A 15,342-nucleotide genomic window follows, 5' to 3' on the forward strand; every position below is an offset into this window, starting at 1 on the left:
ATGGGTTCTGCGACGCCCTCAAGACGCTTGAGGGCGCCCTGCTCCAGCGCCGAGAAACGAACTCAGGTACCCTGGAACCGGGTCGAAGCAAGCTGCGAGACACACCACTTCAATCGCGGCGATCTCGAGGCAACGCCTCCGCCACGACGGAATTGCGCAGCACGCCGATCGCAGGAATCTCGACTTCGATCGTGTCCCCCACCTGGATTGGGCCGACCCCGGCGGGCGTCCCGGTCATGATGACATCGCCGGGAAGCAGCGTCACGAATCGGCTCAGGTAAGCGATCAGGTAAGGCACTGGAAACAATAGATCGCGCGTGTTGCCGTTCTGCCGCACCTCTCCATTCAAACGCGTGATGATCTGCAGATTCGACGGATCAAGCCCGGTTACGATTGCTGGCCCGAGCGGAGCAAACGTGTCATACCCTTTGCCCGCGAATAGACATCCGAACGCACTCTCGCGTCGTTGCAGCACTCTGTCGCTGACATCGTTGCCGCATGTGTAGCCGAGCACGTAGTCCAATGCCTGCACTTCAGGCACATGACGCGCAACTTTGCCCATCACGACGCACAACTCCCCCTCGAAATGGATGATCTCCCCATCCGACGGATAGACGATCGACTCGTCGGGACCGATGACCGCGGTGCCCGGCTTCATGAAGAGAACCGGCAGATCGGGCACCGGCTTGCCGACCTCATTCGAATGCGCCTTGTAGTTGTAGCCCAGACCGAAGATACGAGGCTGATCCACCGGCGCGAGTATTCGTAGGTCGCTTACGAGATCGAGTTCGCCGCTGGGTCGCAGCCCCTCAAACGGCGAGGCCGCCAAGCGAGCGATCGTGCCGTCGCACTGCACCATGCCGTAGTGGATCGATCCGCCCAATGCGTATCGAACAATATGATGGGATGACAAGAAGACCTCCTCTCTTACTTTAATGTGCTAACGTTAGCGCATCGGGCAAGCACAGTCAATCGACGGTTTATCGGGGCAAACCGCTCGACACCCTATTGACAATTGGCGCGCCCCTCTGCCAGAATTTATGCCAACGTTAGCACTTCAGGAGGCACGGCCGCTATGAGCACATCGGGTTCTTCCGCAACGAACGGCGTGCCCTTGGCGATCCGCCGCATCGTCACCGGTCACGACGAGCATGGCGCGTCGATGGTTGCCCTCGATGGCGCCGCACCGCGCTCCGACGCCTTCGTCCATATCCGGGGCATGATGTCGCGGCTCATCTGGGCGACCGATCCGCTCCCTACGCTGCCGTTCGACGCCCAGGACCCGACCGTATCGGTCAAAAGCATCGTTCCGCCCCAGTCGGGCACGCGGTTCCTCGTGGTGACGTTTCCGCCTGACAGCGTGTTCTTCGCGCCGGACTTCGACCCCGCCGCTGCCACTGCGGAGAACCTGGCTATGAGCCCGGGGCTCGCCGAGTTGTTCGAGGCCGACGGTATGCACGCGACGCCGACCATCGACTACGGCATCGTCCTCGATGGCGAGATTTGGCTCGAGCTCGACGACGGCCGCGCCGAACTCCTGCATCAACATGACGTGATCGTTCAGAACGGGACACGTCACGCTTGGCGCAACAAAAGCCATCTATCGGCCACCCTTGCGTTCATCTTGATCGGAGCCGCTCGGGAACGCTGACCTTGGTGAACCGGGTGAGCTCGTTCGACATAGTTGCGAACCCAACTGCCTTGTCGAACCAAATACACGTAGCACTTTACGCAAGTCTATATAGAGAAGATAGAGAAGACATATGACCGATACGACAATCGCGCAGGTACGCGGCCGCCGCGTGTGGGATTCACGCGGACGCCCGACGGTGGAAGTGGAAGTCACCTTGAAATGCGGCGTGAGCGGTCGTGCCATCGCGCCCGCCGGCGCCTCGATGGGCACAGGCGAAGCCGTCGACCTGCGCGACGGGGGCGACGCGTTCGGTGGCCTCGACGTCAACAATGCGCTGGCAGGCGTCAACGGAGAAATCGCGAGCGAGCTTCGTTCGATGGACGCCTACGCCCAATCCGAAGTCGACACGCGCCTCGTCCAACTCGACGGCACGCCGAATCGTAGCCGCCTCGGCGGCAATGCGATCGTCGCGACGTCGATGGCTGTGCTACACGCCGCCGCCGCGGCTAGCGGCCAGCCGCTCTGGCGCTATCTGGCCGGAGATGGCCCGGTCCGTACGCCGCTGCCCGAGATCCAGATCTTCGGCGGGGGCGCACATGCGGCGCGCCGCGTGGACGTGCAAGATTTCATGGTGATGTGCCCGGCGGCGGCCAACTTCGGCGAGGCTCTGGAATGGACGGCGGAAGTCTATCGGGCGGCTGGCGCCCTGATGAAGCAAGCAGGCAGGTTGCAAGGCGTGGCAGACGAGGGCGGCTACTGGCCCGCTTTCGACACCAATGAAGAAGCCCTGGAAACGCTCACGCGCGCTATCTCCGACGCCGGGCTGCGGCCCGGTAAGGACGTGGGCATCTCGCTCGACATCGCCGCATCCGAATTCGGCTGCGATGGGCGCTACACGCTGGCGCTCGACGGCCGCACGCTCGACACCGCGCAAATGATCGATATGCTCGGACGCTGGCTCGACGCCTATCCGATCTTGTCGATCGAAGATCCGCTTGCGGAAGACGATGCCGCGGGCTTTCGTCAGTTCACCGAAATGTACGGATCGCGCTGCCAAATCATCGGCGACGACTTCCTCGTCACCAACGCCGAGCGCGTCAAGGCAGCCGCATCGGCCGGGGCACTCAACGCGGTCTTGATCAAACCCAACCAGGCAGGCACCATCAGCGAAGCGCACGCGGCGCTGACGGCCGGCAAGCAGGCGGGCTTCGGCACGATCGTCTCCGCGCGCTCCGGCGAAACGGAAGACGTAACTATCGCGCATCTGGCGGTCGGCTGGAACGCGGGGCAGCTCAAAGTGGGCTCGTTTTCCCGCTCCGAGCGCATGGCGAAGTGGAACGAAGTGTTGCGCATCGAAGAATCGCTCGGCCGACAAGCACTGTTCAGCGGCTGGACGGCACTGCCCTTCCACGGCCGTCAAGCGGCCGCTTCCGGGCGTTAGCATTTTAAGTGCTAACGTTGGCACTAAATTGCACAATTTGCTTGAACGACAATTCCAGCGAGGTCAATCATGCTACCCCCAGTCAATCTCAAACCGCCGTTCAACATTACGCGCGCAAGTCACATCGTATTGAACGTTGCCGACTTGGCGAAAAGCCGCGAGTTCTATGTCGATATCGTCGGTCTCGTCGTCACGGAGCAAACCGCCGACACCTGCTATCTGCGCGGGCTGTCCGAGGCTTGTCACCATAGTCTCGTGCTGATTCAGTCGAAGAAGGCCGCCTCCACCTGCAAGCGCATCGGCTTTCGCGTCTTCCTCGAAGAGGATCTCGACCTCGCCTATGCATTCTTCAAGGAGCAAGGGCTACCGGCCGAGTGGGTCGAAGTTGCGCATCAAGGCAGAACGCTGCATGTATCCGACCCGTTCGGCACGAAGATCGAGCTGTGCGCGCAGATGGAAACCCGCCCGCGTCTCTACCTCGATCGCGACAAGTTCAAGGGCGCGCACGCGCAGCGGCTCGATCACTATCAGATCTTCTCGCCCGATACCTATCAATCGTGCGAGTTCTACAGCAAGCTCGGCTTTCGCAATTCCGAATACCTCGAACATGGCGACACGCTGCTCGGCGCCTTCATGTATCGCAAGGGAACGTGTCTGGACTTGGCGATCGTCCAGAACGACGGCCCGTGCATGCATCACTTTGCCTACATCGTGCCCGAATCGCACAACATCTTCACCGCCTGCGACCTGGCCGGCATTTACGGCTACGCGCATGAAGTAGAGCGCGGCCCAGGCCGTCATGGCCCCGGGGGCATGCTGTTCGTTTATCTGCGCGACCCGGACGGACATCGCGTGGAATTGTGCGATGGTCACTATCAAACGATTGACGCCGAGATCGAGCCGGTCCGCTGGGATGCCGCTTCGCTCAACACAAGCGTTCGCTGGGGGCTGCCGGCTCTTCACCGCTGGTACTTCGAGGCATCGCGTTTCGAGGACGCTGCGCTTATCGAGACGCCAAGCAAGCCCAAACCCGAAACACTCGAAACGTACATCCAGAAACAATTGGCTCTCGACTGAATCTTAGAAACGGTAACGATCACATGGCACGCGTCAAATATCTTCAGCGTTCGGATGTCGCAGGCACCCACGACGCCCTCTTCGACCGGCTCGAACGCGAGCGAAAGGTTCCGACCGCAAACATCTTCCGCGCCCTCGCGCATGCACCCGATATCCTCGATCAGTTTCTCTCGTACGCAAACGCGATCCGGGCATCGTCGATCAGCCCCAAGCTTCGCGAACTGGCGATCCTTACGGTTGGGCACTGCACGGGATCCGAGTATGAAATCGCGCATCATCAGTCGCACGGCCTGAAGGCCGGCATCAGCCCGGAGCAGTTAAAGTCCATCGCCGACTTCGAAACGTCGCCGCTCTTCGACGATGAAGAGCGCGCCGTGATGGCGGTGGCAAAAGAATCCACATTGAAGGTCGACGTCAGCAACGCCACGTGGCAACGCGTCGCCGTATTCCTCGACGAACGTCAGCTCGTCGAGTTGGCGCTCAACGTCGCTTGGTACAACTCGGGGGTGCGCATCATGGGCGCGCTCGGCATCGAGCTCGAGGAGGGCTATCGCTGATCGGCTCGGCGATAGTGTATGCGTGGTTGTACTGCCTGCCGTTTCGATGAGTGGCATGAACGCAGGCACCAGGATTTGATAAGAGATAGAGGTAGACATGGAACAAACAATGGTTGCAGCACGGCTGCATGCGCTCGGCACTCCGATGACGCTCGACACGATCCCCATCCCGAAGCCCCGGCCGACGGACGTGCTCGTGCGCGTCAAAGCATGCGGCATCGTGCCGAACATGGCCAACGTCATCAACAATTGGCCCACCTGGTTTCCGCACCAGCCGCTGCCGAAATTTCCCGCGATTTTTGGCTTGGATCCGGCCGGCGTGGTCGAACAAGTCGGCGAAGCCGTCATCAACGTGAAACCCGGCGATCGCGTTTATGTGAGCCCGTTGCGCTCTTGCGGCTCGTGCAAAGCATGCCGTGCAGGCAAGCGCAGCGAGTGCCGCTACTACACGCTCAACGGCTACTTCAGCACGAGCCGCGACGGCCAGCGCATTTTCGATTTGTATCCGTACGGCGGGTTCAGCGAGTACATGACCGCCCCGGAATACGCGCTAGTCAATATCCCCGACAACCTGAGCTTCGAGCAGGCCGGACGCTTCGGCTATCTCGGCACCGCTTATGGCGCGTTGAAGAATGCCGGCGCAGCGTCCGGCCAGGTTGCATTGATCGACGGCATTACGGGAACGCTTGGCGTCGCTTCGACCGTCCTCGGCCTTGCGATGGGTCTGACGCGCGTGCTCGGAACAGGACGCGACGAGAGGTTGCTCGAACGCGTCAAATCGCTTGCGCCCGATCGGATCGAAGTCATGAAGCTCGGAGAAGGATCGGCCGGCGATTGGGCCAAGTCGCTTACGGGCGGTGACGGCGCCGATTTCGTCATCAGCGCGCTCGGCGCGAAGGCCCCGGCGGCCACGATGCTCGATTCGATGAAAGGCGTGCGTCGCGGCGGCAAAGTCGTGAACGTAGGCGGCGTTGCGGAGGATCTGCCCATCGACGTCAAGTGGCTGATGGACGAGCAGGTTCACTTGATCGGCTCGAACTGGTTCACGACCGCGCAAGGGCAAGAGATGGCCGACATGGTCGGCACGGGTGCGCTCGATTTGTCCTACCTCGAGCATCGCCGATTCCCGCTGGCGCGCGTCAACGAAGCAATCTCCGGCCTCAAGGATCGTGATGGCGGCTTCAGCAACTATGTCGTCATGCCCTGATTGAATCCGGCGTGCGCTGCGCACGGGCGCAGCGACTTTGCTCCGGGTGTCCATGCCCCTGTTGGCCAGCCGCACGGCTGGCTTTTTTTATGTTCCGGAGCGATGCGCCTCGTTCATGCAACATCGACACCGACATCGATAGGCGCTGTTGCATCGAATGGAACGCGATTACCGCTGCGGCCTGCAACAGTGCGTTCCCTGACATAGGTATTCACCCTGATCACTCGCCTCAGTACACTGCAGACATCGGTTCGGCAAACGGGCCGACAACGATAACGCGACAATGAATGTCGCAGTCAAATGCAGAGGCTGGTTATGAAGAAATCGCTGATCCAGGGGATCGTCGTCGCAGCCGTCGTGATGGCGCCTGTCGTCTCGTTTGCGCAAAAAAACGCGCCAGTCACGCGGGCTCAACTCAAGAGCGAAATCGTCCGGCTCGAAAAATCCGGCTACTCTCCCGCCGGCAGCGACATCGACTATCCCGCCAATCTGCAGGCTGCCGAAGCGCGTACGGATGACGACGAGCGCACCGCTGTAAAGACGACCTACGGCGGCGAGGTCGTGGGAGCGACCGAAGCGGGTTCGCGGGCACCGGCTTCGTATCGCGCAACGTCGCCCTACCTCGACAACGCCGCCAACGCGCTGTATGTCGGCGACTGAACTGCGCGCCGGCCCTATGCGCTTGACGCGCGGATCAACCAGGCGTCATCCTCGCGGTGCAGCCCCTTCGATCCCGGCTAGCGCTTGGCGGTCCGCCTCGAAGGTCGCGGTCAAGTCCTCGCGAAGAAACGAGATCCAGGTGCGAATCTTCGCGTCGACGAATTGCCGCGATTGGTACAGCGCGTGAACCACAACGGGCTGCACATCGTAGCCGCACAGAACCCGGACCAGCGATCGCGAAGTCAGTCCCGGCAAGGCAATGCCAGCGGGCAGAATGCCGATTCCGAGACCGGTTCTGATCGCAGGCTCGAGCGCTTCGATGACATTAACGGCATAGCGAGGTGCGCCGATGTCAACGGCGAACGGCACCTCTGCACCATCGAACATCCATTTGTTGAACGGAAACACCGGGGTCGCAAGTTGAAGACAACGGTGATCGCGCAAATCCTCGGGTTTCTTCGGCTCGCCGTGCTTCGCCAGGTATTGCGGAGACGCGCAGACGATGCCCGGAATGCTGCCGAGCCTGACGCTGATCAGTCCCGAGTCCGGCAACGTGGGGGCAACAACGATCGACACGTCATACCCGTCCTCCAAGATGTCCGGCACCGCCCCCGATAACGTCAGCTCGACTCTGAGGGCAGTGAACTGCTCTTGGTATCGCAGCACAGCCGGCACGACGAGGTGATGGCCGAAGCTCGACAGCGCATGCACGCGCAAGCAGCCAGTCGGATGTTCTCGCGCTGAACCGGCCTCCGCTTCCGCCTCGTCGATGTTGGCTAGAATCTGGCGGCATCGATGCAGATAACGCTCGCCCGCTTCGGTCAGGGCAATGTTCCTCGTAGTTCTGTATAGCAGGCGGGACCCCAGGTGATTTTCAAGCGCCGATATGGCACGCGATGTCACGGATGTCGTCAGATTGAGCTTGCGCGCAGCCGCCGCGAAGCCGCCCTCCGCAACGACCTTCGCAAAGACGCGCATACAGTGAAGTGTATCCATAACCATTTGCTGGCAGCGTTCGGCGAGTGACGCCATAGGTCTCGCCGGCGCCGCAACGCAGCGGCATCCTCTAGCGCGCCGAAAGTCTTTCAATCCAAGTGGAGAACGCGATTGCGAACCGCGTCAAAAATTCGATCGTGCCCGCATGAGTCAAGGCGCCGGCATGGTCAAACAGCGCAGCCACGTTGCCGACATAGACTTCTGGACTCGACATGACGTTGACGCCCATAGACACCAACGATTGCCTGAGGTGATGACTCGCTCCGAATCCACCCATCGCGCCGGGCGATGCGCTCACGATGGCGGCCGGCTTTCCGCTGAGAACGCTGGCGCCGAACGGCCTCGAGAGAACGTCCACTGCGTTCTTCAGGACGGCAGGGACCGAGCGGTTGTATTCAGGCGTGACGAATAGAACCGCATCGGCGGTAACGATGCACTGACGAACCTGACGCCAAGTATCAGGCGCATCTGCTTCCAAGTCATCGTTGTAGAAAGGCAGCGCGCCGATCTCGACGATCTCAAGCGAGAGCGTGGGGGGCGCGAGTTCCGAGAGCGCATGAGCCAGCATGCGACTGAACGAGTTCTGACGCAGGCTTCCGACCAATACGGCGACCTGATACGGCGGGGACATAGAGAGGCTCCTTTTCACGAATCCAATGCTATCGTTAGCATAGCATAAACGATCCGTAGGACGGGGCTTGGCACGCAGGCCGCTGCCTCACAACTACTACACGCCCTCAGCAGCCGTTGCCTCATTCATTGACCATCACTGGATTGTCGAATGGGATCTGACCGGACGACTACCGGAGCAGCAGCGTGCCCTCCTATCTCCGAATGCACACCTGGTGATCTGCCCTGGCCAGTCTGGCCTGTTCGGAGTCGTGCGTGGCGCCTATTGTCGCACTTTGGCGGGTTCGGGCTGTGTGCTGGGGCTACGTTTTCGTACGGGCGGCTTACGCCCGTTCCTGAACGGTCCCGTAGCAAAGCTGACTGATAGGAGACTTCCCGTCTCCGTTATTACGGGAGTTGACGGCACGTCTTTGGAACGCCAGGTACCAGGTGCGTGCGGAAACGAAGCGATGATCCATGCGGCCAACTCGCTTCTCGAGCATCGGCTGCCCCCGCCCGATCCGACGATAGACGAGGTGTGTGTCATCGTCGCATGTGCGCGCCGCGACGGGGGTCCTCTGCGGGTTCAGGCACTCGCCGACGAGGCCCGCCTGAGCGTCAGGACACTTCAGAGATTGTTTCACGAGTATGTAGGCATCTCGCCGAAATGGGTGATCCGCCGCTATCGTCTGCAGGAGGTGGCCCAACGGCTCACGACCGGACACAATGTTAAGCTCGCCGACCTCGCTGCCGAGCTCGGCTATTTTGATCAAGCCCATCTCGCGCGCGATTTCACCCGGCTGTTCGGCTGCTCGCCGTCGAATTACCGCCGAACGCAGATCAATTAATGCTGAGTGATCGCATCGTTAGTTAGTAGATGTATTGCGTTTCGAACGCTCTGTCGCTGTCTGTTCAGCAGGGCCAAACAGTGCGGTCGACGCGCTCGCTACGGCAGGACAACAGAACGACCGCGCGGATATCAGTGAGTGCGATCGTCTGGTCGTAATGCGACACCAACGGGTGTATCTTCGCTTATTTTCGACCCCGCTGAAATATGTCACGAAAACCCTTTGTCATCGTCAGCGGCCTACCTGCCAGTGGAAAATCAACTTTGGCTCGCAAAATCGCGAGCGTGTTGGACCTACCTTGCATCGACAAGGATGATCTTCTCGAAAGGCTTTTCTTGACCAATGCAGTCAGTGAGCCGGCTCAACGCAGATCGCTTAGCCGGTTGGCTGATATCGAGTTAATGGAAAGTGCAAGACGATCAGGAGCAGCAGTCCTTGTGTCTTGGTGGCGGCATCCCAAGTCGAATGCAGATTCGGGTACGCCCGTTATGTGGCTGAGCGAGCTTCATGAGCCAGTGGTCGAGGTTCACTGCGTTTGCACGCCTGATGTAGCGGTGGAGCGCTTTCTCGCGCGCGAGCGACATCCTGGCCATTTAGACTCGCGATGGTCCCGCGGCCAACTGCTGGATATGTTTCACGATGAGGCAGCATACGGGCCCATATACGCGGACAGAGCAATCTGCATTCCAACCGATCATCAGATGGACGTCGGTCCAATGACCGACGAGTGATTGCTGTGCGTGATAGCGCGCGCTACGCGCGCTGCCGCAATTCAGGCCGCTTGCCGCGGTTCGTCGGACGACACCGCAAGGGTGCCCTTGTGTCGAGGCGCCGTTTCGATCAATGCCGACGCCACAAACACACCGATGACAAGACCAGCCAGCGCAAAATCGAACACGCGGGGCAGCCCGAAATTCTGCGCGATATATCCGGCAATAGCCGGTGCCACTCCTCCGCCGAACATCTCTCCGATACCGGAGATCAACCCGATCGTCGAAGCCACCAGCCCCGCGGGCGCCGCTTCGGCCGCAATGGGACCGCTCAGCAGGCTGAGCAAGCCGATCGAGCACATCGAGATGCCGAATAGCAATGCGAAGAGCGCCATAGGATTCGCACCCGTTCTGGAAAACGCGAAAAGCAGAACTGCTGCGACGGCGAACGCGCCGATAGCCGCGGCCTTGCGCCCGATGTAGTCGGATATCCCCGACAAGCCGAACGAGCCTATGAAACCGCCGAAGCCGAGAGCCGATGCCACGAACCCCATGCTTTGCGCGTCGAAATGCAGCACCGCCATGAGGTACGTCGGCACCATGGCTCCGATGACGAAAATGCCGGCCATCGCGCAGAGCATGGCCGCAATCGCAACAGCTACGTTTCTGTTGGCGAATATCGAGCCCCACCGGACTTTGACCCGATTGTGCGGACTCGGGGCAACGAACGACGTCTGCGGGCGATCGCGAAGCGTCTTCGCGCACAACGCCGCCACGATCAACCCGGGTACGGCCGAAATCAAGAACACCCAGTGCCATGACGGTACAACGCGCAACAATTGCGTCGCGAGAATCGGCGCCACCCCGAGGCCGAGCAATGAGAACATGCTCATTTGAAAGCCGAGATTGAAGCCTCGCCGTCCGGGAAGCGACGCCTCGGTCGTCGCGGCGACGCTCGCAGGCGTGAAAGCGCCCTCCGCGACGCCCATGATGCCGCGGATCAGCATCAGACTCGCAAATCCTGTCGCGAGACCTGACAAGCTCGAGAGTAGCGAAAACGCAATCATCGTCCAGACGAGGATCTTCTTGCGTCCAATCCGATCCGAGATCGGTCCGCTCGCGATAGCCCAAGCCCCCCATGCGACGGCCAGCACACCGATCAGATTGCCCAGTTGCTGAAAATTCAATCCCAGGTCGCGCATCATGTACGGAAACAGTGGCGCAACCATCCATCGATCAAGACCGACCAATCCGAAGCCGACGGCCAACAACAAAACCGTCTTGAATTCATAAGCACTGTCGTGCTTTACCATCGTATCCATGCTTTGTCTCCTCCAGTAAGGCATTCATCAGGGTCTTCTCAAATGCAGATAAGTGACGATTTATCTTTATTTATTTAGTATTCCTAAATTATTTTTCCGAAAGCAACACCGCGTGGCGTCGCGCGCCGCGCCCGGGTGTTCGGACGGCGCGCGCACCCTGAAAAGCGGTCGCTGTTTCGAAAGGTTGACGCGACGAGCTAGACGATCACGCAGGCTTCATCGAATTCCAGCCGAGGACTGCGCGGAAACAGCCCGGCCGGATCGCCGTAGCCGAGGCAACAGAGGAAATTCGCGCGCAACGACGTCCCTTCGAAGAACAGTGAATCGACGCGGCCGGCATCGAAGCCCGACAGCGGTCCGCAGTCGAGACCGAGCATTCGCGCCGCGAGGATGAAGTAGCCGCCCTGCAACGAGCTATTGCGGAAACAAGTTTCGGCGGCAAGCGCAGGTTGATCGCGAAAAAGCTCGCCCGCATTCGGACGATGCGGAAACAGCTTGGGTAGTTGCTCGTAAAACGCCGTGTCGTAAGCCACGATCGCCACGACCGGCGCTGTGCGCACTTTCTCGACGTTGCCTGGAGAGACGGCCGAGACCAGGCGCGCACGCGCATCCGTCGAGCGCACGAACGTCAGCCGCATCGGCGAGCAATTCATGCTCGTCGGCCCCCACTTCGCCAGTTCGTATAGCTCTTGCAGCAATTCATCCGGCACGGGGTGAGCAAGCCAGGCATTCTGACTCCGTGCCTGGGTAAACACCTGCTCTCGCGTGCGGCTGTCCAAACGTTCCCTCATCGACTCGCGCTCCGGTTCATCTCGATTCATGGCGCCCCGGCTTACGTACGGCTCGCGCCAACCATGAAGAACGCCACCGTCGCGGGCGCATCGCTCTTGTTGCGCCACGCGTGCCGCGTACCCTGTTGCACAGCGACGTCCATCGGGCGCAGCACAGTATCGTCTCCATCATCGACCTCCAACCATACTTCGCCCGATAGCACGAGCGCGTAGTCGATCGTGTCGGTCGCATGCATGCCCGGGCAATCAGGCTCGAACGTCTGTGCGAGATCGGGCATGCGCGCAACGCATTCCTCGCCCGCCGCGACTGGATCGAAGCCCGATGCGCTCATCGTGCTGTCAGGCGGAAACGTCACGATCAACAAACTCGTCCCACCAACCGGCGGTAGCAATGTGGTTTGTCCCACGGTGGGGTCGCCGCTGGCCGCCGGCAAGACAGGCGAAGGCGCTGTCGTCCAGACCTGCGCGAACGCATGGCCGGGAATAGATTGAAATGCAACCGTACGCGGCGGCGTGCCGTCCGAAAGCAACACGGAGCGGCCGCTGTTGTCGTGACCAGTTACGACTCGTCTAATGTGCATGAATACGCTCGATGCGTGAGAAGGGAATGGCTGCGCCTGCCTGGCACGGCCGGCACTGCGCCGGCCAGGCGCCGGTGTCACACTCAAGGACAAATCACGTAGTTGCTGAAGCCGCCGTTGCGATTTTCGATGCCGCCGAGTGCGGTGTTAATGTCTTCGAGCTTGAAGCTGCAATGCTCGAACACCGAAAGGTCGACGACGCCCGACTCGACCATATCGGCCATCTCTTGTCCCTGGCCGGCCGTAAACCAAGCCGAGCCGCTGAAGCGCTGGTCGTTATCCATCATGTAATGCAGATTGATCGGAACTTCGCCCGCGACGGCGCCGATGTTGATGAGATGGCCACCACGCCGCAGTGTCTTGAGCGTCTCCCGCAGCGTCTCCTGCGGCGCGCCCGGTCCTAACGCATCGATCACCGCATCGGTACCCGCACCTTGCGTCACGCGTGCGGCCCATTCGCTGACCGAGCCGTCATCGAGCGACATGACTTCGATGCGCTCCGGCGCGAGCGCTTTGACGCGCTGCAGGAGTTCCCGGTTGCGCGCCGTACCGAGGATCTTCTTCGCGCCCATCGCCAGCCCGAACAGGGCGGCGCCGAGGCCCAGCGTTCCACTGATACCGCTGACGAGTATCGTGCTGCTCGGCCCGACCTCCGCCTTTTTCAACGCTCGATAGGCCGTGCCCAGGTAGCCGAAGCGCGCCGCCGTTTCGTGACTCAGGTTGTCCGGAATCTTGACCAGGCTGTACTGCGGCGCGGTCATGTACTCGCAGAGGCCACCGTACGGATAGTCGTCGAAGATGACTTGCGAGCGTTCGCTGAATCCGAAGTATCCGTTGAACGTGTAGTACGGACATGACGTCGTCTCGCCGGAACGGCAGGCACGACACCCGCCGCAATAGCGCGCGGGGTTCACGTAGACGCGATCACCCGGCTTGAATGCATGGACCTGGCTACCCACCTCTTCGATGACCCCGGTTGCATCGAGACCAAAGATTGCCGGCAATTTCGGCAACGGAAGATGCGGAAACCACTTCTCCCAATTGCTCAAGACATTGCCGAGATTCGGCACGATGCCGCATGCCTTCACCTTCACCAGTACGTCGGTGGGTCGAGGGGACGGAACGGGGATGTTCTCGATCACCATCGGCTCACCTACGTTATGCATGCGCGCTGCTCGCATCATCTTCGTCATTGCTCGTCTCCTGTCTATCAATCTTCTAGAGGCAAGACCGGGCGAGTTCGTCGTCAAGAAACGATCGATCCCGCGGTGTGCTACGCCTCAATTAACATGCACGATAAACATATTTGTGCATAAACCAAATCATCGTTTACCTGAACGCTACCGAAGGCCGTCCAATCCTCTCACTTCCGATGCCTGCAATCCGCCGAGCCGCGCATGGACGCGCCCGCCCGTTGCCATGGCCAATGCGAATGCGATTTCGTTGCGACGCGGGCCATCCCAGACCGTGACCTCGCAGGTGCCAAAATGGCTGCGCACGTAGGAAGCCTGAATGTGCCCCAGCGGCACCATCAAACGCGAGCCCACGCCGCCAATCGTCTTCGCCGACGGGACGATCGCCTTCGGGCCGCCCAGTGTTTCCCGCATGGCCCAACCGCCCGCCTCATGCCAGACGGCGCCATGTTCAAGTTCGCCGTCTTCACCGACGATGGCGCCCTTCCCATACGCCTGCACTTTGGAGATCCCGCCCAGCTGAGCCACGAGACGCAATGACAGATCAGCCCCCAACTCCCGTAGCGCGCTCATGAACGGCAAGAGATCCGGCTCGTACCGTCCGGCGTACGGATTCGCGACGATGGCGGTCGCCACCGCGATCACCAACGGCTCGCCAAGCCGTTTACCGCCTTCGTGCCAAACCTCTTCTACGTCCAGCTTGATCTTTCTCACATTGACTAACGACATGCCTTGCTCCGAGGAAATGGTTCGCGTCGACTACACCGGGCGTCCTCTCGTACGCCGGCGCTTGCATTATATCCATCGCCGTGTAATATGCACAAAAATATCTTTTATGCCCAACAGGAGAAAAACCCATGAAACTGGTCTCGTACCGACACCAAAACCGGCCCGGGTTCGGTGCAGTCAAGGACGAAGGCGTCATCGATCTCGCGAAGCATTTGCCTGCCGTCGCGGATCTCGCGGCGCTCGTATCGAACCCGGCCGCGCTCGCCGAGGCCCGGCGGCTGGCTGCCACGGCGACCGCCGATTTCGCGCTTGCCGCCGTCGAGCTCGAACCGGTCGTTCCGCGCCCGAACAAAATCATTTGCGTCGGCATCAACTATGTCGCGCACGCCGCTGAGGCCGGCCGGACCGTAGGGAAATACCCGGTCATCTTCCATCGCTATGCGCAAACGCTGGTCGCACACGGCGCACCGATCATCCGTCCTCGCGTCTCCGACAATTTCGACTTCGAAGCGGAGCTTGCCGTCGTGATCGGCAAAGGCGGCTCGCACATCAAGCCGGAAGAAGCCATGAACCACGTAGCCGGCTACACGTGCTTCAACGATTCGAGCGTGCGCGATTGGCAGTTCCATACGCACCAGTACGGGATGGGCAAGAACTTCCGCGGCACGGGCTCGCTCGGCCCGTGGCTCGTTACCGCAGACGAAATTCCCGACTATCGCGAACTCTCGATCAAGGGGATGCTCAACGGCGAATGCATGCAGGCAGGCAAGCTCTCCGAACTTGCGTTCGACATCCCCGCCCTGATCGCCTATGTATCCCAGGCGCTCGACTGGCAGCCCGGCGATATCCTGGCGACCGGCACACCGAGCGGGATCGGTTTCAAGCGCCAGCCGCCGATCTTCCTGAAGCCGGGCGATACGTTCGATGTCGTCATTCCTGGCGTCGGCACCTTGTCGAACCCCGTCGCAGACGAAGCGTGAACATCACA

At 60.6% G+C, this 15,342-nt stretch carries 17 protein-coding genes; 9 read left to right on the forward strand and 8 right to left on the reverse strand.

Annotation, left to right across the window (positions count from 1 at the left end):
* Window positions 1-109 precede the first annotated feature (109 nt).
* Window positions 110-913 (reverse strand): fumarylacetoacetate hydrolase family protein, encoded by an 804-nt coding sequence (locus C0Z19_RS11935; protein WP_233196108.1) that lies wholly within the window; start codon window positions 911-913, stop codon window positions 110-112.
* Window positions 914-1,075: 162 nt separating this feature from the next.
* On the opposite strand from C0Z19_RS11935, the gene C0Z19_RS11940 reads away from it, so the two are divergent.
* The 6 genes from C0Z19_RS11940 (at window position 1,076) to C0Z19_RS11965 (ending at window position 6,575) form a co-directional block, all read left to right on the forward strand.
* Window positions 1,076-1,651: a cupin domain-containing protein gene (locus tag C0Z19_RS11940; protein ID WP_102610022.1), complete on the forward strand. Its 576-nt coding sequence runs from the start codon at window positions 1,076-1,078 to the stop codon at window positions 1,649-1,651.
* 112 nt (window positions 1,652-1,763) lie between these two features.
* Window positions 1,764-3,074: a phosphopyruvate hydratase gene (eno, locus tag C0Z19_RS11945; RefSeq protein WP_102610023.1), complete on the forward strand. Its 1,311-nt coding sequence runs from the start codon at window positions 1,764-1,766 to the stop codon at window positions 3,072-3,074.
* A 69-nt stretch (window positions 3,075-3,143) separates the two neighbouring features.
* Window positions 3,144-4,151, forward strand: a complete 1,008-nt coding sequence (locus C0Z19_RS11950) for a VOC family protein (protein ID WP_102610024.1) — start codon at window positions 3,144-3,146, stop codon at window positions 4,149-4,151.
* Window positions 4,152-4,174: 23 nt separating this feature from the next.
* Complete coding sequence (locus C0Z19_RS11955; RefSeq protein ID WP_102610025.1) at window positions 4,175-4,708, forward strand: carboxymuconolactone decarboxylase family protein; 534 nt, start codon at window positions 4,175-4,177, stop codon at window positions 4,706-4,708.
* A 97-nt stretch (window positions 4,709-4,805) separates the two neighbouring features.
* A complete protein-coding gene (locus C0Z19_RS11960; protein ID WP_102610026.1) occupies window positions 4,806-5,915 on the forward strand; it encodes an alcohol dehydrogenase catalytic domain-containing protein in 1,110 nt (369 codons plus the stop codon).
* Window positions 5,916-6,230: 315 nt separating this feature from the next.
* A complete protein-coding gene (locus tag C0Z19_RS11965) occupies window positions 6,231-6,575 on the forward strand; it encodes a DUF4148 domain-containing protein (protein ID WP_102610027.1) in 345 nt (114 codons plus the stop codon).
* Between the two features lie 45 nt (window positions 6,576-6,620).
* Here C0Z19_RS11965 and C0Z19_RS11970 read toward each other — a convergent pair whose 3' ends face one another.
* Together C0Z19_RS11970 and C0Z19_RS11975 are read right to left on the reverse strand one after the other, a co-directional pair.
* Window positions 6,621-7,571, reverse strand: a complete 951-nt coding sequence (locus tag C0Z19_RS11970; protein WP_102610028.1) for a LysR family transcriptional regulator — start codon at window positions 7,569-7,571, stop codon at window positions 6,621-6,623.
* Window positions 7,572-7,641: 70 nt separating this feature from the next.
* Window positions 7,642-8,202, reverse strand: a complete 561-nt coding sequence (locus C0Z19_RS11975; RefSeq protein WP_102610029.1) for an NADPH-dependent FMN reductase — start codon at window positions 8,200-8,202, stop codon at window positions 7,642-7,644.
* Window positions 8,203-8,269: 67 nt separating this feature from the next.
* Between C0Z19_RS11975 and C0Z19_RS27950 the strand changes: the two genes are divergently transcribed.
* Both C0Z19_RS27950 and C0Z19_RS29070 read left to right on the forward strand, forming a co-directional pair.
* On the forward strand, window positions 8,270-9,028 hold the full coding sequence (locus tag C0Z19_RS27950; protein ID WP_146012045.1) for an AraC family transcriptional regulator: 759 nt from the start codon (window positions 8,270-8,272) through the stop codon (window positions 9,026-9,028).
* A 206-nt stretch (window positions 9,029-9,234) separates the two neighbouring features.
* Window positions 9,235-9,759 (forward strand): P-loop nucleotide/nucleoside kinase family protein, encoded by a 525-nt coding sequence (locus tag C0Z19_RS29070; protein ID WP_102610031.1) that lies wholly within the window; start codon window positions 9,235-9,237, stop codon window positions 9,757-9,759.
* Window positions 9,760-9,800: 41 nt separating this feature from the next.
* Here C0Z19_RS29070 and C0Z19_RS11990 read toward each other — a convergent pair whose 3' ends face one another.
* From C0Z19_RS11990 to C0Z19_RS12010, 5 genes are all read right to left on the reverse strand, one after another.
* Window positions 9,801-11,060 carry an MFS transporter gene (locus C0Z19_RS11990; protein ID WP_233196109.1) on the reverse strand — a complete coding sequence of 420 codons (1,260 nt, stop codon included), beginning with the start codon at window positions 11,058-11,060 and terminating at the stop codon, window positions 9,801-9,803.
* Between the two features lie 197 nt (window positions 11,061-11,257).
* Complete coding sequence (locus C0Z19_RS11995; RefSeq protein WP_102610032.1) at window positions 11,258-11,851, reverse strand: malonic semialdehyde reductase; 594 nt, start codon at window positions 11,849-11,851, stop codon at window positions 11,258-11,260.
* Between the two features lie 41 nt (window positions 11,852-11,892).
* Window positions 11,893-12,432 (reverse strand): cupin domain-containing protein, encoded by a 540-nt coding sequence (locus tag C0Z19_RS12000; protein WP_102610033.1) that lies wholly within the window; start codon window positions 12,430-12,432, stop codon window positions 11,893-11,895.
* An 83-nt stretch (window positions 12,433-12,515) separates the two neighbouring features.
* Complete coding sequence (locus C0Z19_RS12005; RefSeq protein WP_102610034.1) at window positions 12,516-13,625, reverse strand: alcohol dehydrogenase catalytic domain-containing protein; 1,110 nt, start codon at window positions 13,623-13,625, stop codon at window positions 12,516-12,518.
* A gap of 147 nt (window positions 13,626-13,772) precedes the next feature.
* Window positions 13,773-14,354, reverse strand: a complete 582-nt coding sequence (locus C0Z19_RS12010) for an amino acid synthesis family protein (RefSeq protein WP_102610035.1) — start codon at window positions 14,352-14,354, stop codon at window positions 13,773-13,775.
* A 128-nt stretch (window positions 14,355-14,482) separates the two neighbouring features.
* Between C0Z19_RS12010 and C0Z19_RS12015 the strand changes: the two genes are divergently transcribed.
* A complete protein-coding gene (locus C0Z19_RS12015; RefSeq protein ID WP_102610036.1) occupies window positions 14,483-15,334 on the forward strand; it encodes a fumarylacetoacetate hydrolase family protein in 852 nt (283 codons plus the stop codon).
* Window positions 15,335-15,342 lie beyond the last annotated feature (8 nt).

The sequence above is a fragment of the Trinickia soli genome (assembly GCF_002879855.1).
In the GTDB taxonomy this organism is placed as follows: domain Bacteria; phylum Pseudomonadota; class Gammaproteobacteria; order Burkholderiales; family Burkholderiaceae; genus Trinickia; species Trinickia soli.

Bases quoted from the DNA above. Each gene is read 5' to 3' on its own strand.
- C0Z19_RS12000 (WP_102610033.1), bottom strand. From the start codon at position 12,432: ATGCACATTAGACGAGTCGTAACTGGTCACGACAACAGCGGCCGCTCC.
- C0Z19_RS12010 (WP_102610035.1), bottom strand. From the start codon at position 14,354: ATGTCGTTAGTCAATGTGAGAAAGATCAAGCTGGACGTAGAAGAGGTT.
- eno (WP_102610023.1), top strand. From the start codon at position 1,764: ATGACCGATACGACAATCGCGCAGGTACGCGGCCGCCGCGTGTGGGAT.
- C0Z19_RS11965 (WP_102610027.1), top strand. From the start codon at position 6,231: ATGAAGAAATCGCTGATCCAGGGGATCGTCGTCGCAGCCGTCGTGATG.
- C0Z19_RS11970 (WP_102610028.1), bottom strand. From the start codon at position 7,571: ATGGATACACTTCACTGTATGCGCGTCTTTGCGAAGGTCGTTGCGGAG.
- C0Z19_RS11955 (WP_102610025.1), top strand. From the start codon at position 4,175: ATGGCACGCGTCAAATATCTTCAGCGTTCGGATGTCGCAGGCACCCAC.
- C0Z19_RS29070 (WP_102610031.1), top strand. From the start codon at position 9,235: ATGTCACGAAAACCCTTTGTCATCGTCAGCGGCCTACCTGCCAGTGGA.
- C0Z19_RS11995 (WP_102610032.1), bottom strand. From the start codon at position 11,851: ATGAGGGAACGTTTGGACAGCCGCACGCGAGAGCAGGTGTTTACCCAG.
- C0Z19_RS11990 (WP_233196109.1), bottom strand. From the start codon at position 11,060: ATGGATACGATGGTAAAGCACGACAGTGCTTATGAATTCAAGACGGTT.
- C0Z19_RS12015 (WP_102610036.1), top strand. From the start codon at position 14,483: ATGAAACTGGTCTCGTACCGACACCAAAACCGGCCCGGGTTCGGTGCA.
- C0Z19_RS11940 (WP_102610022.1), top strand. From the start codon at position 1,076: ATGAGCACATCGGGTTCTTCCGCAACGAACGGCGTGCCCTTGGCGATC.
- C0Z19_RS11960 (WP_102610026.1), top strand. From the start codon at position 4,806: ATGGAACAAACAATGGTTGCAGCACGGCTGCATGCGCTCGGCACTCCG.
- C0Z19_RS11950 (WP_102610024.1), top strand. From the start codon at position 3,144: ATGCTACCCCCAGTCAATCTCAAACCGCCGTTCAACATTACGCGCGCA.
- C0Z19_RS12005 (WP_102610034.1), bottom strand. From the start codon at position 13,625: ATGACGAAGATGATGCGAGCAGCGCGCATGCATAACGTAGGTGAGCCG.
- C0Z19_RS11975 (WP_102610029.1), bottom strand. From the start codon at position 8,202: ATGTCCCCGCCGTATCAGGTCGCCGTATTGGTCGGAAGCCTGCGTCAG.